The sequence below is a fragment of the Streptomyces sp. CB01373 genome, assembly GCF_002803075.1.
Lineage (GTDB): Bacteria > Actinomycetota > Actinomycetes > Streptomycetales > Streptomycetaceae > Streptomyces.
In genome coordinates this window covers 199,371-219,627 of record NZ_NNBK01000011.1, presented here as the reverse complement: position 1 = coordinate 219,627, position 20,257 = coordinate 199,371, and the positions used below count along the sequence as shown (strand labels likewise).

At 72.6% G+C, this 20,257-nt stretch carries 17 protein-coding genes; 7 read left to right on the top strand and 10 right to left on the bottom strand.

Annotated features, from left to right (window positions below):
* Nucleotides 1-53: 53 nt before the first annotated feature.
* Together CG719_RS18885 and CG719_RS18880 are read left to right on the top strand one after the other, a co-directional pair.
* Nucleotides 54-1,460, top strand: coding sequence for an NlpC/P60 family protein (locus tag CG719_RS18885; RefSeq protein ID WP_234375637.1), 1,407 nt, complete (start codon nt 54-56; stop codon nt 1,458-1,460).
* Between the two features lie 102 nt (nt 1,461-1,562).
* Nucleotides 1,563-2,525 (top strand): tellurite resistance/C4-dicarboxylate transporter family protein, encoded by a 963-nt coding sequence (locus CG719_RS18880; protein WP_100569821.1) that lies wholly within the window; start codon nt 1,563-1,565, stop codon nt 2,523-2,525.
* A 3-nt stretch (nt 2,526-2,528) separates the two neighbouring features.
* Here the strand turns inward: CG719_RS18880 and CG719_RS18875 are convergent, their stop codons facing one another.
* Entirely contained in the window at nt 2,529-2,882 is a 354-nt protein-coding gene (locus CG719_RS18875; RefSeq protein WP_100569820.1) for a hypothetical protein, read from the bottom strand.
* A 386-nt stretch (nt 2,883-3,268) separates the two neighbouring features.
* Here CG719_RS18875 and CG719_RS18870 point away from each other — a divergent pair, with 386 nt between their 5' ends.
* Complete coding sequence (locus CG719_RS18870; protein ID WP_442802733.1) at nt 3,269-4,345, top strand: NlpC/P60 family protein; 1,077 nt, start codon at nt 3,269-3,271, stop codon at nt 4,343-4,345.
* Between the two features lie 90 nt (nt 4,346-4,435).
* On the opposite strand, the gene CG719_RS18865 is transcribed toward CG719_RS18870, so the two are convergent.
* Together CG719_RS18865 and CG719_RS18860 are read right to left on the bottom strand one after the other, a co-directional pair.
* The gene (locus CG719_RS18865; protein ID WP_100569819.1) at nt 4,436-5,155 is read right to left on the bottom strand and encodes a LuxR C-terminal-related transcriptional regulator; all 720 of its coding nucleotides are present in this window, start codon (nt 5,153-5,155) and stop codon (nt 4,436-4,438) included.
* Nucleotides 5,155-6,444, bottom strand: coding sequence for an ATP-binding protein (locus CG719_RS18860; protein WP_100569991.1), 1,290 nt, complete (start codon nt 6,442-6,444; stop codon nt 5,155-5,157). The genes CG719_RS18865 and CG719_RS18860 overlap by 1 nt, the downstream gene beginning before the upstream one ends.
* Before the next feature lie 222 nt (nt 6,445-6,666).
* Here CG719_RS18860 and CG719_RS18855 point away from each other — a divergent pair, with 222 nt between their 5' ends.
* Nucleotides 6,667-8,163 (top strand): PspC domain-containing protein, encoded by a 1,497-nt coding sequence (locus CG719_RS18855; RefSeq protein ID WP_100569818.1) that lies wholly within the window; start codon nt 6,667-6,669, stop codon nt 8,161-8,163.
* Complete coding sequence (locus CG719_RS18850) at nt 8,150-8,389, top strand: hypothetical protein (RefSeq protein WP_100569817.1); 240 nt, start codon at nt 8,150-8,152, stop codon at nt 8,387-8,389. The genes CG719_RS18855 and CG719_RS18850 overlap by 14 nt, the downstream gene beginning before the upstream one ends.
* Nucleotide 8,390: 1 nt before the next feature.
* Here the strand turns inward: CG719_RS18850 and CG719_RS18845 are convergent, their stop codons facing one another.
* From CG719_RS18845 to CG719_RS18835, 3 genes are all read right to left on the bottom strand, one after another.
* The gene (locus CG719_RS18845; protein ID WP_100569816.1) at nt 8,391-8,918 is read right to left on the bottom strand and encodes a DoxX family membrane protein; all 528 of its coding nucleotides are present in this window, start codon (nt 8,916-8,918) and stop codon (nt 8,391-8,393) included.
* 236 nt (nt 8,919-9,154) lie between these two features.
* Nucleotides 9,155-10,426: a hypothetical protein gene (locus CG719_RS18840; RefSeq protein ID WP_100569815.1), complete on the bottom strand. Its 1,272-nt coding sequence runs from the start codon at nt 10,424-10,426 to the stop codon at nt 9,155-9,157.
* Nucleotides 10,427-10,642: 216 nt separating this feature from the next.
* Nucleotides 10,643-11,443 carry a class II aldolase/adducin family protein gene (locus CG719_RS18835; RefSeq protein WP_100569814.1) on the bottom strand — a complete coding sequence of 267 codons (801 nt, stop codon included), beginning with the start codon at nt 11,441-11,443 and terminating at the stop codon, nt 10,643-10,645.
* 219 nt (nt 11,444-11,662) lie between these two features.
* On the opposite strand from CG719_RS18835, the gene CG719_RS18830 reads away from it, so the two are divergent.
* The gene (locus CG719_RS18830) at nt 11,663-12,136 is read left to right on the top strand and encodes a pyridoxamine 5'-phosphate oxidase family protein (protein WP_100569813.1); all 474 of its coding nucleotides are present in this window, start codon (nt 11,663-11,665) and stop codon (nt 12,134-12,136) included.
* 12 nt (nt 12,137-12,148) lie between these two features.
* Here the strand turns inward: CG719_RS18830 and guaA are convergent, their stop codons facing one another.
* Nucleotides 12,149-13,729, bottom strand: a complete 1,581-nt coding sequence (gene guaA, locus CG719_RS18825; RefSeq protein WP_100569812.1) for a glutamine-hydrolyzing GMP synthase — start codon at nt 13,727-13,729, stop codon at nt 12,149-12,151.
* Nucleotides 13,730-14,106: 377 nt separating this feature from the next.
* On the opposite strand from guaA, the gene CG719_RS18820 reads away from it, so the two are divergent.
* Nucleotides 14,107-14,418, top strand: a complete 312-nt coding sequence (locus CG719_RS18820; protein ID WP_100569811.1) for a chorismate mutase — start codon at nt 14,107-14,109, stop codon at nt 14,416-14,418.
* Nucleotides 14,419-14,911: 493 nt separating this feature from the next.
* Here the strand turns inward: CG719_RS18820 and CG719_RS18815 are convergent, their stop codons facing one another.
* The 3 genes from CG719_RS18815 to CG719_RS18805 form a co-directional block, all read right to left on the bottom strand.
* Complete coding sequence (locus tag CG719_RS18815) at nt 14,912-16,708, bottom strand: GMC family oxidoreductase N-terminal domain-containing protein (protein ID WP_100569810.1); 1,797 nt, start codon at nt 16,706-16,708, stop codon at nt 14,912-14,914.
* 76 nt (nt 16,709-16,784) lie between these two features.
* Complete coding sequence (locus CG719_RS18810; protein ID WP_100569809.1) at nt 16,785-18,398, bottom strand: succinic semialdehyde dehydrogenase; 1,614 nt, start codon at nt 18,396-18,398, stop codon at nt 16,785-16,787.
* 124 nt (nt 18,399-18,522) lie between these two features.
* Entirely contained in the window at nt 18,523-20,229 is a 1,707-nt protein-coding gene (locus CG719_RS18805) for a serine/threonine-protein kinase (protein ID WP_100569808.1), read from the bottom strand.
* Nucleotides 20,230-20,257 lie beyond the last annotated feature (28 nt).

Here is a 20,257-nt window from a genome sequence, read left to right as displayed (position 1 = left end):
CACCCGCCCTCGACGGCCAACCGGCAGGCGGACGATGGAAGGAGTCGCCTCCCTTGGCGTCGCACAGCAGCACGCGCCCCGCCGCAACGCCCGGACCGGGCACGCGCGGGGCGGACGGCGCCGGGCCGAGCCCGGAGGAGATCGAGAGGAAGCTCGACTACCTGTACGGCCGGGCGGGGTCCACCGCGCGGAGGGACGCCGCGGAGAAGGACGGCGCCCAGAAGAGGGGGGCGAGGCAGCGCGGGCTGGTCGCCGCGCTCCTCGACGACGTCGCCAAGCGCACCGACATGCTCGGCAGGGCGCGCGAGATGCTCGGATCCTTCGCGGCGGCCCCGAACCGCAGCGGTGACGGCACCCCCGAGACCGCCGCCCTGCTGCTCACCGAGACCCCGCAGGGCTACTTCGACCAGGCCCAGCTGATCGGCCGGCTGAACGCACGCCGCGAAAGCCTGGCCGACGGTCCCGGCGCGCGTCCGCCCGCGCCCGAGGCCACGGCACCTGTTCTTCCCGAGCCGCCGGACGAGCAGCAGCACGACATCGGCGCGTCCAAGGCGGTCGTCCAGCGGAAGCTGGCACACGCGCGCGTACTGCTGTCCGCACACCACGCGCACGAGGCGACCCCCACGACCGAGTCCGCCCCGCAGCCGCAGGCGGCAGAGGACGCGCAGAACACCACCACCTCGACTCGGCAGGCCGCCGGCACGACCTCCGGGGCCCCGACCGGCATGTCCCCGGAGCACGCGGTCGGCGGGCTTCCGGAGCAGGCGGTCGGCGGGTTCCCGGAGCACGCGGTCGGCGGGTTCCCGGAACAGGTGGCCGACGCGTTCCCGGAACAGGCGACTGGCGGGTTTCCGGAACAGGCGACCGGCGCGTTCCCGGAACAGGCGACCGGCGGGTTTCCGGTGCAGACGCCCAACGTGGCCCCGGAGCAGGCGGCCGCCATGTCCCCGGGGCACGCGCCCGGCATGTCCTCGGAGCGGACGCCCAGCATGACCTCGGAACACGCGGCCGGCGTGTTTCAGGAGCAGACGCCCGGCATGTTCCCCGAGCAGGTATCCGGCGTGCTCCCGGGGTGGGCGCCCGGTTCCACGGCTGCCACCAGGGCCGATCAGGCCCTCGCCTTCGCTCGTGAACAGATCGGAAAGCCGTATGTGTGGGGGGCGGCGGGTCCGGGGTCGTACGACTGCTCCGGTCTCACCCAGGCCGCCTGGAAGGCCGCGGGTGTCACGCTGCCCCGAGCGGCCCGCGACCAGGCCCAGGCCGGTACGGCGGTTCCGCTCTCCGAGGCCCGGCCCGGAGACCTCGTCTTCTTCGCCTACTTCGACGACCCGGAGCACGTCGGCCTCTACGCCGGTGACGGCGTGCTGATCCACGCGCCGAGGCCCGGCGACCGCGTCCGCGAGGAGCCCGTCCACCACGACGGCGCATCGGCGGCGCACCGCGTGGTCCGACCGGCCTGAGGACGGCGTGTCCCGTCCGGCAGGCTGTCGACGGACCGGTTTTTGTGCGTACCCGCGCGCGTGCCCCGCGCGTGGGCGCGCGAAGCTCCTTAGCATCGGGCCATGCCCGGCACCTCACCCTTGCGCGCCTGGTTGGCGCAGCGCCCTCCGGCGGCCGGTGCCGCCGTGATGGCCACCGGCATCGTCTCGGTCGCCCTGCATCTGGCGGGCTACGAGCTGCTGTCCCGTGTGATCCTCGCGGTGGCGTGCTTCGCCTGGCTGACGCTGGCGGCGGACTTGGTCCTGCGGCTGCTGGGCGACCGGTCGCGGTGGATCAAGGATGCGGGGACGCCGGGCGCCCTCACCGCCGTCGCGGCGACGACCGTGCTCGGGACCCGTTTCTCGGCGCTGGGGTGGCAGACCCTCGCGGAGGCGCTGCTCGCGCTGGCCTTCGTACTGTGGCCGGGGCTGCTGGTGCTGGTGGTCCGCAACTCCCGGCGGCCCATGCCCGGAGCGGTGTTCCTGAGCTGCGTGGCGACCGAGGGCCTGGCCGTGCTCGCCGCCACGCTGGCCAAGACGCAGGGGGTGGCCTGGCCGGCGTACGCCGCGCTGGTGCTGTTCTGGATCGGGCTCGCGCTGTACGTCTTCGCGCTGTGCTGCTTCGACCTGCGGCAGCTGCTCGAAGGACACGGGGACCACTGGATCGCGGGCGGCGCCCTGGCGATCTCGGCACTCGCCGGCGCACGGCTGGTCACCGTCGGCTCGGGCAGGTACCTGTGGGACGGGGACGACAGCGGTGTCCTGCGGACGGTGACCCTGGCGCTCCTCGTGCTCGATCTGTGCTGGTACGCCGTCCTGGTCGTCGCCGAACTTGTACGGCCCCGGCTGCGCTACGACGTGCGCCGCTGGTCGACCGTGTTCCCGATGGGCATGACGGCGGCGGCGACCATGTCCGTCGCGACCGCCGCGAACGTCCCGTCGTGGGGGCTCGGGGAGGTGCTGATGTGGATCGCGGTGGCGGCGTGGCTGGCCGTCGCCGCGGGCGCGGTCCTGGAGGCGCGCACGGAACTCAGGGCGCTGCGCTGACCGTCACGTCCACAGCACGGCGATGAAGATGTTCGCCACGGTGAGCCCGCCCACCAGTCCGAACAGGCTCTTGTCCACCTTTTCGTCGTCCCGCTTGACGTAGACGAGGCCGAGGATCACGATCAGCAGCGCCAGCTTCACGCCGATCTTGATGTTGTCGACGTGGTGGCCCTGGGCCTGGTTGAGCCCGACCAGGACCGCGCCGGTGACCAGCATGGTCAGCGCGCCGTGCAGCATCGCCGGCACGAACCGGGCCGTGCCCCGGCCCATCGCCTTCATCTGGGTGAGGAAGCCGCCGAGCAGTGCGGCGATACCGACGATGTGCAGACCGACGAAGAGATGGATGAGTACGTCCATGACTCGGGAGCCTAACCAGCGGCCTGCCCGCCCCCGGCACCGGCCCGTCCCAAGCGATCCGCATATATGCGAGCCATAGCACCTCGTCCGGCCCGAATGCCCCGGAAACGCCCGCATCGGTCATCGCAGCACGTGAAGGCGGCGTCCCAGGAACAGATTCGCGGTCACATACGGTCAGCCCGCGATCCCCTGGCGCCACTTCCGTACATGACCTCACCAAGCGGTCACCGAGCGGCTTAGCTCCTCCCCCAGGTGACCGGCGTCACCGCCGCCCGGGCCAGGGGCGGCGGCCGGACACCACCGCCGAGAGGTCCGGCGGCGGGCTGCTCCCCTGTGCGGCCCGCCGCCGGACCAGGACCCCGCCTCAGCAGGCCGGCAGAAAGGACGTGACGCTCCAGGTGGCAGCGCACCGCAGGCTCCGACAGCGCTCGCTCGGCGGGAGCACCGTCCGTACGGCCGCCACGATCGCCCTCGCGGGCGCCGCGACGGCGACCGGCTTCGACGGCACCGGGCACGCCGCTCCCCGGCCGGCGCCGGAGCAGATCAAGGCCACGGTGGACACGCTCTACCGGGAGGCGGAGACCGCCACCGAGAAGTACGACGGGGCGAAGGAGAAGGCGGACACGGCCGAGAAGCGGCTGAGAGAACTGGGCGACGAGGCCGCCCGCAGGCAGGGGAGGCTGAACACCGCCCGCGACGCGCTGGGCACGATCGCCGCGGCGCAGTACCGGGACGGCGGGATCGACCCCGTGGTGCAGCTGCTCCTGTCCGACGACCCCCGGCAGTACCTGGACGGGGCCGAGTTCGCCGAGCGGGCCGGCATCCGGCAGACGGCCGCCGTGTCCGACGTGCGCCGGCAGCTACGGGAGATCGGCCGGCTGCGGGAGGACGCGCGGATCGAGCTGACCTCACTCCGCTCGCGGCAGGCGGAACTGCGGCGGCAGAAGAAGACGGTCACCGCCAAACTGGACGAGGCCCGGCGGCTGCTGGCGGGACTGCCCCCGCAGCAGCGCGCCGCGATCGCCCAGGGCGGGGACACGGGGCACGCGACCCGCCACGGCTCCGGTGCCCGGGATCCACTCGTCGGTGACCCGGCGTCGGTCACCGCCCCCGGTGCCCGCGCGGCGACGGCCGTCGCCTACGCCTACCGGAAGCTCGGCAGCCCCTATGTGTGGGGCGCGACCGGGCCCGACGCCTTCGACTGCTCGGGCCTGATCCAGGCCGCCTACCGCTCCGCCGGGGTGGCGCTGCCCCGCACCACCTACGCCCAGATCAACGCGGGCAGCCGCATCCCGCGTTCCGCTCTGCGCCCCGGCGACCTGGTCTTCTTCTACTCCGGTGTCAGCCACGTCGGCCTCTACGTCGGCAACGGCCAGATGATCCACGCACCCAACCCCTCGGCCCCGGTCCGCCTGGCCCCGATCGACCAGATGCCCTTCGCGGGGGCGACCCGGGTGGCATGAGGGGCGCCGGGTATGGGGGCCGCCTGGCCGGGATGCGCGCCGGCGGTCGGCGGCACCCACTCGCAAAAGCATGCCTACCGGCGGCGAAGGTCACACCAGCCGGCGTGCCGTCGCCCAACGGGTCAGCTCGTGGCGGTTGGAGAGCTGGAGCTTCCTCAGCACCGCGGAAACGTGGGACTCCACCGTCTTGACGGAGATGAAGAGCTGCTTGGCGATCTCCTTGTACGCGTAGCCGCGGGCGATGAGCCGCAGCACCTCGCGCTCACGCTGTGTGAGGCGGTCGAGGTCCTCGTCGACCGGCGGGGCGTCGGTGGAGGCGAAGGCGTCGAGGACGAAGCCGGCCAGGCGCGGGGAGAAGACGGCGTCGCCCTCCTGAACCCGGAAGATCGAGTCGATCAGGTCGGTGCCCGTGATCGTCTTCGTCACATAGCCGCGCGCTCCGCCGCGGATCACGCCGATCACGTCCTCCGCCGCGTCCGACACGGACAGCGCGAGGAAGCGTACGGGCCGCTCGGTGTCGGCGGTCAGCGCTGCGCAGCGCCGCAGCACCTCCACTCCGCCGCCCCCGGGCAGGTGGACGTCGAGCAGGACCACCTCGGGCCGGGTGGCGGTGATGACCGTGACCGCCTGGTCGACGTCCGCTGCCTCGCCGACGACCTCCACGCCCGTCTGCTCGGTCTGGCCGATCTCGGCCTGGACCCCGGTGCGGAACATGCGGTGGTCGTCGACGAGGACCACGCGCACGTGTCGCCCGCCCGCCCCCGTCGTCTCCGCTCCCGCCGTACCGTTCGCCTCGGTCGGGTCGCTCATCACGTGTTCTCCGCCCTCTCCATCTCCAGCTCGACCTCCGTGCCGCCGTCCGGCACGGCCCGCAGCCGGGCCGTCCCCCCGTTGCGCTCCATACGGCCGATGATCGATTCTCTGACGCCCATCCGGTCGGCGGGTATCGCGTCCAGGTCGAAGCCGGGTCCGCGGTCCCGGACGGACACGAAGACGGTCCTGCCCTCGACCTCGGCGTAGACCTGGACGGCGCCGCCCTCGCCACCGTACTTGGCGGCGTTCACCATGGCTTCCCTCGCGGCCTGCATCTGGGCGCCGATCCGGTCGTCGAGCGGGCAGTCGCCGACCACGACCACCTCTATGGGGACGCCGTGCTTGTCCTCGACCTCGGCGGCGTTGCGCTTGACCGCCTCGGCGAGGGTGGCCGGTTCGTCGGCCTCGTCCTTGCCGTTGCCTTCCGGCTTGTAGAGCCACGCGCGCAGGTCGCGCTCCTGAGCGCGGGCGAGGCGGCGCACCTCGCCCGCGTTCTCCGCGTTGCGCTGGATCAGGGTCAGGGTGTGCAGCACCGAGTCGTGGACATGGGCGGCGACCTCGGCCCGCTCCTGGGCCCGGATGCGCATCAGGCGCTCCTCGGAGAGGTCCTGGGTCATGCGCACGAGGTAGGGACCGGCGAGCAGGGTTATGCCGACCAGGACGGCGAGCGCCGCCTGGAGGACCGAGCCGAGGTGGGCGGCGGACCCCTGCATCACGAATATGGCGGAGACGCCGGCCGTGACCAGCAGGACGCCCGCGCCGGCGCGGGCCAGGGTGAGCGTACGGCGGCGGCGGCCGACCTCGACCCAGCGGGCCCGGCGGGCGTTGTCCGCCTGGCGCCAGACCAGGGCGACACCCGCGGCGACGAGGACGGCCGGCAGGAGGTAGGCCTTCGCCCCGTTGCCCGGATTGACACTGCCGACGAAGACCATCGCCACGACGACCATGAGGAGCAGGGCGACGATCTGGCCCTTGTCCGGCTTGCGGGCGACGATTCTGCGGCGGCCGTCCGGCGAGGTCTCGGTGGTGACGAGGGACGGCGGCTTCTGGTCGCCGACGCCGCCGACGCCGAGGGGCACGAAGAACCAGAAGGCCGCGTACACCAGCGCGCCGAGGCCGTCGGCCATGAACAGGCCGACGAAGACCAGCCGCACCCAGACGACGGGCAGCCCGAGGTGCCCGGCGAGGCCCCGCGCCACTCCGCCGAGCCAGCGTCCGTCGCTGCTGCGGTAGAGCTTGCGCGGCGGCCGCGGGTCGTCGAGGGGCGCTGCTGCGGCTTCCGGCATGCCACTGATGGTCACACGCCCGGCGGTGCGGGAGCATCAGGGTCCGCCCCCTAGACTCCCCTGATCTTCGAACCTGCCCTTCCGGCCCGCTCTTCGCGGGCACCCGGATCGCGGCCCGGAAGCCGGTCGAACGCATCCCCGGCCGCGGCTCAGGGGCGAATCAGGGTTCGCCCAGGGTCGTCCCGGCTCCCGCCACGGCCGCACGCCCGTCACCATGGACGCATGACGAATCACCAGCACGCCGCGAAGAGGCCGGAGCCCGGCTCCGGCCCGGGCCCGTCCCCGGGCACCGGAGCAGGGGACGCCGTGCCCGGCGCGGGTGCGGGTGCGGAGCGCGGCCCGGGGGCGACGCCGGGAGCGCACTTTGAGGCCGATACCGGGTCGGACGGCACCGAGGGCGTGCCGAGGTTCCGGCGGCACCGGGCGCACCGGATGATCGGCGGCGTCTGCGCCGGTCTGGGCCGGCAGTGCGACATGGACCCGGTGATCTTCCGGATCACGCTGGCCGTGCTGGCGGCGACCGGCGGCATAGGCCTCATCTTCTACGGCTTCGCCTGGCTCTTCGTGCCGTACGACGACGAGGACGAGAACGAGGTGCGCAAGCTCCTCACCGGCCGGGTGGACGGACCGGCGCTGGCGGCCGTGCTGTTCGCGCTGGTCGGCTGCGGGGTCTTCCTGTCCATGCTGGGCAACGGCAGCGTGCTGACCTTCGGCGTCGTCCTGTCCCTGCTGCTCGCCGGCGCCGGGTACTGGTCGCAGCACCGCGGGGCCCCCAGCCCCGATCCGCTCGCCGCCCAGGCCGTCGCCGACGCCCCGCCGGAGGCCCAGGCGCCGCCGGTGCCCGCCATCCACGCCTCCTGGTGGCGCGACCCGATAGTCAAGGACGGCACCCACGTCGGCGGCACGGGATATCTGTGGGGTCCCCAGGACGCGCGCGGCCGGAACGACCGGGGTGGCCGTGACGGCCGGGACCGCTGGGACTTTCGGGACGTCTCCGCTGCCGTCAGCATCGGCCTCGGCGCACGCGCCGGCACGCACGGCGGCGCGTACACACGTCCCGTACGCACCGAGCCGCCCCGTCGCCGCGGCCCGCACGGGATCGGTGGCTGGGTGTTCCTGCTGGCCCTGACCGCCGGCGTCCTCGGCACCCGCCTGACCTGGGACAACCACGCCCTGAACACCAGCCTCCAGACCGGTCTCGCCTGCGCGCTCGCGGTCCTCGGCCTGGGCATGGCGGTGAGCGCGTTCCTGGGGCGGACGGGCTTCGGTTCGATACTGCTGGCCCTGGTCACCGCGGCGCTGCTCGCCGCTTCCACGGCACTTCCGAAGGACGTCACCACGCAGTGGGGGCACCGCACCTGGCAGCCCGCGGCGACGGCGGAGGTCCGGCCCGAGTACCGCCTCGGCACCGGGGAGGGCACCTTGGACCTGAGCCGGATACGCCTCGGCAAGGGAGCGACGGTGACGACGAAGGCGCAGGTGGGAGCGGGCCGGCTGCGAGTGATCGTGCCCGCGGGTGTGACCGTGCGGGCGAACATCGAGGTGGGGCTCGGCGACATCCAGCTGCCGGGCGACTCCTCACAGGACGTGGACGTCGCTCCGGGCCGGCACCAGCAGGTCACGCTGCCCGCGACCGCGGGCGGCAAGGACGCCGGGACCGTGGACCTCAGGCTCCACGTCGGCATGGGACAGGTGGAGGTGAACCGTGCTGCGCCATGAGTTCCAGCCGGGGAAGCTGGTGTCCGGTGTCTTCCTCACCGGCGCGGGCGTGGTCTACGCGGGAGACGCGGCCGGCGCCTGGCACGTCCCGTCGTTCCTGCTGGTCCCGATGGTCGTCGGCGGCCTGTGCCTGGGCGGTGCGGCGGCGGTGGTGAACAGGGCCGTGCGCAGGGACCGGGACGCCCGCCGGACTCCCGGCGGAGCGGGAACGGGAGGGACGGGCTGAGCTACTGGTACTCCCCCGCCATTCGCCGTCGCCGTGCCCGCAGCGCGGCGTCGGCGGAGAGCATCGGGGCGCCGGCGAGGACGAGCGGCAGCCAGGCCATCAGATAGGCGAGGTCGTTGCCGTAGTAGTAGGGGGTGGTGGGCCAGCTGACCGTGAGCCACAGGCTGAGGGAGATCAGCGCGCCGCCGAGCGCGGCCAGGCGGCCCAGCAGACCGATCAGGGTGCCGAGGCCGACGGCCAGTTCGGCGAAGGCGATGGTGTAGCCGAAGCCGACCGGGTTCTTCAAGGCCAGGTCGACCAGGGCCGGGACGGCGGCGGAGTCGCGGACCGCGCGCATCGTCTCGCCGATCGACCCGGGGCCGGTGGCCTGCATGAAGCCGCTGGAGGTGAGCTTGTCGAGGCCGGCGTAGATGAAGGTGACGCCGAGGAAGACACGGAGAGGCAGGAGGGCGTAGCGGGCCGCTGTGTCCCGCCAGGTTCGGTTCGGTTCAGCTTGCATGGTCCGGGTCTCCGTACGAACGTGGGTCATCGCTGCGAGCCGCCTCTCACCGCCGTCGTATGTGTCCCTCAATCGACCATACGTATGCGACGCAGGGCCCGCTCAATCCCACGGGGAGGTTTTTCCGGCTTACGCGTGACTTCGGCTCATGCGTCCCAAGGAGTCGGTGTGCTGACCACCCTCCACAAAACCATCGCGCCCGATCCGCCGGAGGTGTCGCCCGCCGTCATTTCGTCGTTCCGCTGCCCCGTTGCTCCGTCACTCCGTCACTCCGTCACGTCGATCGTGTACCGGTTCGTCTCCACGCCCGCCGCCGTGACCACCTGCACCTCGACCCGGCCCGGTTCCACGTCCGCCGGGACGGGCACGGTCAGTGCCGTGTCCGTGGGGTTGCTGAAGCCGCCCGCGACCGGGACCAGGGGTACGTGCACGTTGACCGGGCCGATGCGGACCCTCATGCGAGCCAGCCGGTCGGCTCCCTGGGCACCCGGCGGGACGAACCCGGCGCCCCGGATCTCGATGTCGTCGCCGGTCCGGATCGGCGCGTCCAGGTCCCCGGCCTCCCGGGCCCGCACCACCGAGAGGACGACCGGCCGCCCGCCGTCCGCGTACTTGCCCGCCAGGTAGGTCGCCGCGGACACCAGCACCACCACCGCCAGCCCCCACGGCAGGTCGGGCAGCTGGTCGGGGCGCCGGGCCAGCCGCACCGCCGCGAACACCAGCGCGACGGCACTGATGACCACGTACTGGATGTCCGTGAAGGCGCCGCGTCCCGCGTCGTCGGTCAGCAGGTCGGCCGCCCGCGGCCGGTCCGCGCGCACCTTCTGGAGCCGCTGCCCCAGCACCCGCAGCCCGACCACCCGCCGTACCAGGACCGCGATTCCGCACACCACGGCGAGCACGGTGACCACACCGGCGCCGCGGGCCAGGTCCAGCCCGGCGATCAGGGCGTCGCGCTCGGTGTGGTCCGAGGCCGCGGCGAGCCGGCCCGCCAGCACCAGCACCGCGTACGCGACGAAGAGCACCCAGCCGGCGGCCACCGCGCGGGAGGTGGAGAGCCGGTTGTCCTCGCCGATGACCGGGGCGAGCGCCCCGCCGCGCGCCCGGTGGAGCCAGGAGGCGGCCGTCAGCGCCCCGGCCACCAGGACGGCCGCCAGCAGTCCCGCCGTCCGGGCGGTGCTCCAGCCCGCGCCGACCGCCGTCAGCGCCTGCACCAGAAGCAGCAGGACGACCACCGCCCACACCGTGTACGCCGTCCAGCGCCACAGTCGCGCCAGCCAGGCCTCTCCCTCGGCCCGCCCTCGTTCGGCGACGAGTTCAGCGGACTGCGTCAGCTCCTCCGAGACCCACTGCCGGGAGGCCGACGCCGAGTGCGCCACGGCCGCCGGCAGGCCGTGGCCCGCGGCGAACTCGTCCCGCTTGAGAAGGAACGCGGCAACAGCCTGCCGGTGTCCCGCACGCGCCCCGTGCGGGCAGTCCCCGCAGGTGCAGCCGCCCCCGTGGGCGGCCACGCCGCCCCTCGCCTCCTGCACCGCCACGCCCGACGCCCGCCTTCCCCGGATCCCGCGGCCCGGCCGCGGCAACAACACCCCTATGCAGAAAGCGAATTGTGCCCTATACCGCCCCGCTCGCGTTCGCCAGGTCCAGTCGGCGCGGGTGAAGCCGGGAACGCCGTGTTGACCCGGCCGCACCCGGCCGCGCCGTTCTCCGCAGGGGCGGCGGGATGTCCGGAGATGTCCCGCACGCCGAGGGACTCAGGTCAGCAGGTCGGGTTCGCTGCGGCTGATGTCCTGCCACAGGGGCTGGTAGTTGATCCACGCCACCAGGTCGCCGCCGAGCTGCTCCCGGGTCGCGACCGCCGGTTCGTGGTCGATCAGGACCGGCCGGCCCGCCGCCCGGGCGGTCAGCTGCACCTGGCAGGAGCGTTCCATGGCCAGGAACCACCAGGCGGCGGCGTCCACCGAGTCGCCGACCGTCAGCAGTCCGTGGTTGCGCAGCACCAGCGCCTTGCGCGAGCCCAGCGCGGCCGCGATCCGGCGGCCCTCCTCCGCGTCGACGGTGACGCCGGTGTAGGAGCCGTAGACGGCGTGGTCCTCGTAGAAGGCGCAGCTCTCCTGGGTGATCGGGTCCAGGAGGTCGCCGAGCGCCGCCAGGGCGCGGCCGTGCACGGAGTGGCAGTGGGCGACGGCGACGACGTCCGGGCGGGCGGCGTGGACCTGGGCGTGCACGGTGAACGCGGCCTGGTTGACGTGGTGGCGGCCCTGGAGCACCTGCCCGTCCTGGTTGACGAGCACCAGGTCGCTCACGGTGACGTGCTTGAACGGCATCCCGAAGGGGTTGACCCAGAAGCAGTCGCTGAAATCGGGGTCGCGGGCGGTGATGTGGCCGGAGACGCCGTCCTCGAAGCCGTACCGGCCGAAGATCCGCAGCGCGCCCGCGAGCCGCTCCTTGCGGTACCGGCGTTCGTCGTCCACCGACTCGTGCATCGGTGGCATCGCGAACTGCAGCTTCTCGGTGGGCAGGGGCGGGGGCGGGGTGGGCGTGGGGCCGTGCATGGGACCTCCGTCGCTGGATCGACGACGTACGGGCCGGAAGCTACCGCCCAACGGGCCCGGATACGAGCGCCGTGCGGTGAAGATGCCGCGCGGTACACCGGCTCCGCGGCCGAATGCCGCCGAATACCGCCGGGTCGCCCCGCCTGCGCGCCGGCCGCCCCCACCTGCCGCCGAGAAAATCCGACAGAAGATGTCGGGTATCCGCGCCAGACTCGGGGCATGGCGACGAACTGGGCGGCCTTCGCCGCCGCGGAACCCGAACTGGCCGCGACCGTCGAGCGGCGGTTCGGGGCGTTCCCGCACCACGTCCTGGTGACCCTGCGCAGGGACGGCTCCCCGCGCACCACGGGACTCGAGGTGCGCTTCCTGAACGGCGAGCTGTGGCTCGGCATGATGCCGGGCTCGCTCAAGGCGTTCGACCTGCGCCGGGATCCGAGGTTCGCGCTGCAGGCGAACCCGGGGCCGGACACCGGAATGGCCGGCGGTGACGCGCGCATCGCCGGGCGGGCGGTCGAGGTGGAGGATCCCGAGGTGAAGGGCGCGTACGTGAAAGAGGTGGAACCGCCGCAGCCGTTCCACCTCTTCCGCACCGAGTTGACGGAGGTCGTACGGACCAGCGTCGAGGACGACACTCATCTGGTCGTCCGGGTCTGGAAGCCCGGAGAGCCGGTGCGGACTCTCAGGCGGACGTAGACCGGAGCGGGGTCACTCCCACTCGATGGTGCCCGGCGGCTTCGACGTCACGTCGAGGACCACGCGGTTGACGTCCCGGACCTCGTTGGTGATGCGGGTCGAGATCTTCGACAGCACGTCGTAGGGCAGCCGCGACCAGTCGGCGGTCATGGCGTCCTCGCTGGAGACCGGGCGCAGCACGATCGGGTGACCGTAGGTGCGGCCGTCGCCCTGGACGCCGACGCTGCGCACGTCCGCGAGCAGGACCACCGGGCACTGCCAGATGTCACGGTCGAGACCGGCCGCCGTCAGCTCCTCGCGGGCGATGGCGTCGGCCTCGCGCAGCAGGTCCAGGCGCTCCTTGGTGACCTCGCCGACGATCCGGATGCCGAGGCCGGGACCCGGGAAGGGCTGGCGCTGGACGATCTCGTCCGGCAGGCCGAGCTCCTGGCCGACCATGCGGACCTCGTCCTTGAACAGCTTGCGCAGCGGCTCGATCAGCTTGAACTCGAGGTCCTCGGGCAGGCCGCCGACGTTGTGGTGCGACTTGATGTTCGCGGTGCCGGTGCCGCCGCCGGACTCTACGACGTCCGGGTAGAGGGTGCCCTGGACCAGGAACTCCACCGCGGGGCCCTCGTCCGCGATGATCTCCGCCTGGGCCTGCTCGAAGACGCGGATGAACTCGCGGCCGATGATCTTCCGCTTCTCCTCGGGGTCGCTGACCCCCTTGAGGGCGGTGAGGAAGCGCTCCTCGGCGTCGACGACCTTCAGCTGCACGCCGGTCGCGGCCACGAAGTCCTTCTCGACCTGCTCGGTCTCGCCCTTGCGCATCAGGCCGTGGTCGACATAGACGCAGGTCAGCTGGGAGCCGATGGCCTTCTGCACGAGTGCCGCGGCGACCGCGGAGTCCACGCCCCCGGACAGTCCGCAGATCGCCCGCCTGTCGCCGACCTGCTCGCGGATGACGGCGACCTGCTCGTCGATGACGTTGCCGGTGGTCCAGTTCGGCTCGAGGCCCGCACCGCGGTAGAGGAAGTGCTCGAGGACCTGCTGGCCGTGCGTGGAGTGCATGACCTCCGGGTGGTACTGGACGCCGTACAGCTTCTTCTCGTCGTTCTCGAACGCGGCGACCGGGACGACGTCCGTGGAGGCGGTGACCGAGAAGCCCGCGGGGGCGGCGGAGCAGGCGTCGCCGTGCGACATCCACACGTCCTGCTCGGCCGGGGTGCCCTCGAAGAGGGTGGAGGAGGGCTTGGAGACGGCCAGTCCGGTGCGGCCGTACTCGCGGGCCCCGGAGTTGTCCACGGTGCCGCCGAGGACCTGCGCCATCAGCTGGAAGCCGTAGCACATGCCGAAGACGGGGACGCCGGACTCGAAGATCGCGCGGTCGAGGCGCGGGGCGCCCTCCTCGTACACCGAGGAGGGTCCGCCGGAGAGGATGATCGCCGCCGGGTTCTTGGCGAGCATCTCCGAAACCGGCATGGAGCTCGGCACGATCTCGCTGTAGACCCGTGCCTCACGGACGCGACGGGCGATGAGCTGGGCGTACTGCGCGCCGAAGTCGACGACCAGGACGGTGTCGGGGGCGGCGGCAGCGGGAGTCGCTGATGACACGGGGTGCCTTCCGGCGTCGGGGGGTCCTTGTGTGTATCGATTCTACCGAGGTGGTCGTGGGTGCCTCCCCGGCGCCCGGAGACCGCCGCCCGGGGGCCGCCCGTCCCGGACCCGCGCCCGGCGGCCCGTCCGCCGCCCGTCTCATCATGCGAGCCGTGTTGGATGCCGCGCCCGGGAGCGGCATACTGGGAGCATGCTCGCGCAGACGACCTTCACCTTTACCTATGGCGACCGGCCCACCGGCTGCCATGGTCGTGCTGCTTGAGCCACTGACAAGCACTTCCCAGGCGCCCCGGGCCGACAAGGTCCGGGGCGCCTGGCGTTGTGGTCCTTGTCCGCCGGGGCACCGCATCCGACATCACCGAGGAGCCCCCGCGATGACCGCCACCGCAGCGCACACCCAGACCCCGGCCGCCACCGCCGCGAGCGGTGCCCGCACCGACGAGGCCACGCACGTGATCACCGGCGCCCGGGAGCGCATCGACGCCCTCGACGACCGGATCATCGGCCTGATCCAGGAACGGATGGCCGTCTCCGCGGTGATCCAGGAGACCCGTCTCGCCTCCGGGGGCCGGCGGGTGAACCTCTCCCGCGAGATGGAGATCCTCGGCCACTACAGGGACGCCCTGGGCAAGCCGGGCACGACCCTGGCGATGACCCTGCTGGAGCTGTGCCGGGGCAGGGTCTGAACCCGGCCGCACGGCACCCTCACCCGTACGGCGCGTGACCGTCGCGCGGGCCGCCTCGTTGTCCCGGTGTCCGTGCCAGCCAGGGACGGGCCCGCAAGAACCACGCGTGGATCTCCGGAGCGATGAGGCGTGCGGATCGTGCCGTGCGTCGTGGGACCTCGCTCCAGGAAGTGACCGGACGGCAGGGGACAGCAGCCCGGTCACCCGGATGAGCGGCCGGCTCCGGGGACGCCCGGGGCCGGCCGGCTCACAGAAACCGCACAGGTCCGGAATCAGGAAGTAGGGCCTCCGCCGCCCAAGGCCGCGGGGGTCCTTCTTCTGTGCGCACGGATACGCCCAGAGATGTGACGCAGGACACACAGGAAACCCACCGACTTGAGCGCAACCTTTCCCGGCCTCCCCTTGTCACATCAGCAGACGGAGGAGGACCTGTGCCAGGAGGGGGGTGCAGGTCTTCTTTCTTTCCCGTGCCTTCCCGCGCCTTCCCGCTCCTTCAGACGGATCGCGACTTCTTCGGCGGCACCGGCGGCATCCCCAGGAACGGCAGCCTCAGCGCGCCGAAGGCGTCCGCCGGAACCGCCGGATGCCGTGGCTCCACCGGCCGCAGACGCTCGTAGGCCGCCCCCTGCGCCGGACGCGGGTCGGCCTCGCCCTTGTTGGGCCAGTAGGACATCGCCCGCTCGGCCTGAGCGGTGATGGTCAGCGACGGATTCACCCCCAGATTCGCCGAGACCGCGGCACCGTCGACGACCGAGATGCCGGAGTGGCCGTGGAGACGGTGGTACGGGTCGATGACACCGGTCTCGGACGAGGCGCCGATCGGGCAGCCGCCGAGGAAGTGGGCGGTGAGCGGAGTGCCCATCAGCTCGCCCACGTTGGACCCGGCGAAGCCGTTGATCTCGGCGGCGAGCGCACTGGCGCCCTCCGTGGCGGCCCTGATCTGCTGGGGGTTGGGCGTGCCGTGCCCCTGGCGGGCCGTGAGCAGTCCCCTGCCGACGCCGTCCGGTTTCAGGTACGTGGTCAGGGAGTTGTCCAGGGACTGCATCACCAGGCCGATGATGGTCCGCTCCGACCAACGGCGGTTGGACAGGGAGCGCAGGACGAGCAGGGGGTGGCGGGCGGCGTTGGCCAGCCAGGCCGCCACCCTGGACGAGCCCTCGGCGTAGGGGACCTGGAGGATCGACAGGCCGCCCATCGCGTTGGAGCCCTTGCCGTAGCGGACCGGCTCGATGTGGGTGTTCTCGTCGGGGTGGACGGAGGACGTGATGGCGACTCCGCGTGTGAAGTCCGCCCTCGGCTTCCCGGTCGCCTTCCGATAGCGCCGGTCGCCGGTCTGGGCGCCCACCAGCGCCTCGGAGTTGGTACGGGTCAACTCGCCAAGGCGCGCGGACAGATGGGGCAGCCGGCCGCTCGCCCTCATGCGGTGCAGCAGCGTCTGGGTGCCGTAGGTGCCGGCCGCGAGGACCACCCTGGGCGCGGTGAACAGACGGCCGGCGCCCTTCTTCTTGTCGTCGGTGAAAAGCGTGGCGACCGCGTAGCCGCCGCGTGAGTCGTCCGTGACCGACACGACCGTCGTCATGGGGTGGACCACCGCGCCCGCCTTCTCGGCGAGGTACAGGTAGTTCTCGTTGAGGGTGTTCTTGGCGCCGTGCCGGCAGCCCGTCATGCACTCGCCGCACTCGGTGCAGGCCCTGCGGTCCGGTCCGGCCCCGCCGAAGTAGGGATCGGCGACCCGTTCGCCCGCCTCCGCCGTCGTCGTGCCGTCGGCGTCCTCGCCGTCGCCGAAGAACACCCCGACCGGAGCCATGTGGAAGGTGTCGCCGAAGCCCAACCGCTGTGCGGCGGACTTCAGATGAACGTCGGAGCAGGTCGTCGTCGGGTTGAGCCGCACGCCGAGCATGCGCCGCGCCTGGTCGTAGTACGGCCTCAACTCGTCCTGCCAGTCGGTGATGTCCCGCCACTGGGGGTCGTCGAAGAAGGGTTTCGGCGGTACGTAGAGAGTGTTGGCGTAGTTCAGGGAGCCGCCGCCGACGCCCGCGCCGGCCAGCACCATGACGTTGCCGAGCAGGTGGATGCGCTGGATTCCGTACATGCCGAGCTTCGGGGCCCACAGGTAGTTCCTCAGGTCCCAGGAGTTCTTCGGCAGGGTCGCGCGGGTGAAGCGGCGGCCCGCCTCCAGGACACCGACGCGGTAGCCCTTCTCGGTCAGGCGGAGCGCGGAGACCGATCCGCCGAACCCCGAGCCCACGACGATGACGTCGTAGTCGTAGCCATGGCCGTCTTGAGACACGTGCTCTCCTCGTCGGAAACGGGTGCCGTCGGGGGCTCTGTCCAGGGGTGCTGTCCAGGGGTGCGTCAGGTGCGTTCTAGCGGAAACGGAACGCCTTCATCAGCCTGAGGCTGCGGGTCATGAACGCCGCGTACCCCTCGTCGTCCATGCCGAGCGACGGGGCCATGGGCAGCAGCCGCTGGTGGGCAACGGTCTGGGCCTCGGTGTACTTGAGGACGCCCTCGGAGCCGTGCCGGCGGCCGAGACCCGAGTCCTTCATGCCGCCCATCGGCGACTGGACACTGCCGTAGGCGGGGGCGTAGCCCTCGTTGATGTTGACCGTGCCGGTACGCAGCCGGGCGGCGACCTCGCGGCCGCGTCGGGCGTCCTTCGTCCAGACGGACGAGTTCAGGCCGTACGGCGTGGAGTTGGCGCGCTCGACCGCCTCGTCGTCGTTCGTGAAGCGGTAGACGGAGACGACCGGGCCGAAGGTCTCCTCCGTGCACACGGCCATCGCGTCCTCGACGCCGTCGAGGATGGTGGGCTCGAAGAAGTACGGGCCGATGTCCAGGCGGGCGACGCCGCCCGCCACCACCTTGGCGCCCTTGGCGACGGCCTCCTCCACGTGCCGGGTGACGGTGGCCAGTTGCCGCTGGCCGACCAGCGAGCCCATGTCGGCGCCGTAGGCCAGGGACGTGCCGAGCCGCATCGCCCGCGTACGGGCGGCGAACCGTTCGAGGAACGCGTCCGCGACCGCCTCGTGGACGTACAACCGCTCGATGGAGATGCACAGTTGGCCGGCGGAGGAGAAGCAGGCGCGGACCGCTCCGGCCGCCGCCTTCTCGATGTCGGCGTCCGCGAGCACCAGCATGGCGTTCTTGCCGCCGAGTTCGAGGGAGACGCCGACCAGGCGGGCGGCGGCACTCCGGGCGACCTCGCGTCCGGTGCGGGTGGAGCCGGTGAAGGAGACGTAGTCGGCGTGCTTGACCACCTCGGGGCCGACGACCGGGCCGTCGCCGATGACGACCTGGAACACCTCGGCGGGCAGCCCGGCCTCGATGAGCAGGTCGCGGGCCCACAGCGCGGTCAGGCAGGTCTCGGTGTCGGGCTTCATCACCACCGCGTTGCCCGCGACGAAGGCGGGCAGTGCGTCGCCGACGGACAGTTCCAGGGGGTAGTTCCACGGGGCGATCTGGCCCACCACCCCGCGCGGGTGGCGCAGTTCGGTGACACGCGTGAGGGTGGGGATGGCACCCGTGTGCCGTCTGGGCCTGAGGTAGGCGGCGGCGCGGCGGCCGTAGTGCCGGGCGGCGACGGCGACGGCCTGCACCTCCTCGTGCGCGTGCAGGCGGGCCTTGCCGGTCTCCAGCTGGATCAGGTCGAGGACCTCGGCCTGGCGGGCGAGCACCAGGTCGTGGAAGTCGAGCAGGACGGCCGCGCGCCGCCGTACCGGCACCCGCGCCCACACCGCCTGGGCGGCGCGGGCGCGTTCGTAGGCGCGGGCCACGTCCTCGGGAGTGGACTCGGGCAGGTCGGCGAGCTTGTCGCCGGTGAACGGCGTGTGGTTGGCGGTCCGCCCGGATCCGGCGACGCCCTTGGTGAGCCGGGCGACCAGCTCCGGGGTCACCACGTCGTCGGCGGTGCGGGCCCCCGCGGGGGCGGGGGCCTGGGGATTGGTGCCGGTCTTCGCCGGGGCCTGCGCGTCCGTCATGACGCGCAGGGTATGCCGGTCGGACGGCTTTGTGTACCCGTCAGTAATAGGGATTCACGGGATTCACCGAGTGCTCACAGCGCGCCAGTGATCACTGGCAACGAACCCGCTGATCAGGGCCTTGTCACAGATCGTCGAGGTCCAGATTGGCGATCGCCGCACGCGCCACCTCGCGGCCGCGTTCGGTGAAGTCCCCCTTGCCGGGGTAGCCGACGGTGAGCTTGTACAGGTCGCCCTCGGAGGTCTTGTAGTAGAAGATCCGCAGCTCACGCGGCGTCGGGTGCGTGCTGTCGTCGGTGGTGTAGACGACCGTGTTCTCGGCGGCCTGCCCGCCGCGGTACGTCGACTCCTTCGGGTGGGTCACCGGGTTCTGGGGCATGCCGAGTTCATAGCTGCCGGACTGCTTGAAGGTGCCGAGGTCGTCGTACATCTGGGCGGCCGCGGAGTCCTTGATGGTGCGCTCCGGTTCCTCCGACTTCCTCAGCAGGCGCAGCCCGACCGTGATGCCGCCGCTCCAGTCGCTGTAGGTCACCCAGTGCTTCTTGTCGTTCTTCCCGTCCGGCACCTGCCGCTGGTAGTCCTTCGGCACGGCGATCGTCGCGGCGACGTCCTGCTCGTGATGGGTCGCCCAGTCCTCGGGCAGCGGGCCGGCGAACGGGTGGGCGATCAGGACGTACGCCGTCACCGCGGCCGCGACGACCGCCGCGCCGAGCCCGAGCCACGCGCCGCGCCCGAGCCGGAGGCGGCGCGGCCCGCCGGGGGCGCCCCCGGCGTACCGCACCAGCCGCGTGGGTGTCGGGGCGGGCGGCGCGGCGGCCGCCTCCAGCAGGGCACGCACCCGGGCGGCGGGCGGCCGGTGCGCCGGGTCCTTGTGCAGCAGGCCGGTGACGGCCTCGGCGAGCGGGCCCTGCGCGGCGGCCGGCGGGGCGGGCGTGGCGTTGAGGACCGACTGGAGGGTGGCCGGGGTGTTGCTGCGGCGGAACGGGGAGACACCCTCGGTGGCCGCGTAGAGGACCACGCCGAGCGACCACAGGTCGGAGGCCGGGCCGGGGCGCTGCCCCAGCACGCGTTCCGGCGCGATGTACTCGGGTGAGCCGACGAAGCCGCCGGTGTCGGTCAGGTTGGTCTCGCCCTCGATCTGGGCGATGCCGAAGTCGGTGAGGACGATGCGGTCGTACCGGCCGAGCAGGATGTTGTCCGGCTTGACGTCCCGGTGCAGGACGCCCGCGGCGTGCGCGGCCTCCAGCGCGCCGAGCACCTCCAGGCCGATCCGGGCCGCCTCGCGGGCGTCCAGGGTGCCCTCCTGGAGCGCGTCGCCGAGCGAGCGGCCCCGCACCAGCTCCATCACGATCCACGGCTGCCCGTCGACGACGGCCACGTCGTGGACGTCCACGACCGCGGGGTGGTCGAGCCGGGCGGCGGCGCGGGCCTCGCGGCGCATGCGTTCGAAGGCGTTGATCCGCTCCCGTTCGGGAAGGTGGTCGGGGACCCGGGGCTCCTTGACGGCGACCTCGCGGTCCACCGTCTCGTCCTTGGCCCGCCACACGGTCCCCATGCCGCCGTGGCCGAGCTTGGCGAGCAGCCGGTAACGCCCGCCGATCAGCCGGCCGGCGCCGTGCTCCGGCGGCTGCGCGGAGTCGGTGCCGCGCGGCCCGGGGGCGGTGCCCTGCGGCTCCACGCGTGTGGCCTGCGGCTGCCCGTCCTCACCGCCCGGTGCGGGGGCGGCGTACGGGCTCTGCGGGTGGGGCACCCGCGCCTGCGGGTCCGGCGGTTGCAGGGCGAAGGTCGTCGGATCGTCGGCCCCGTACTGGGCGCCCCCGTGGTTGCTCATGCGTCCATCCATATCGCGACCGCCTCCG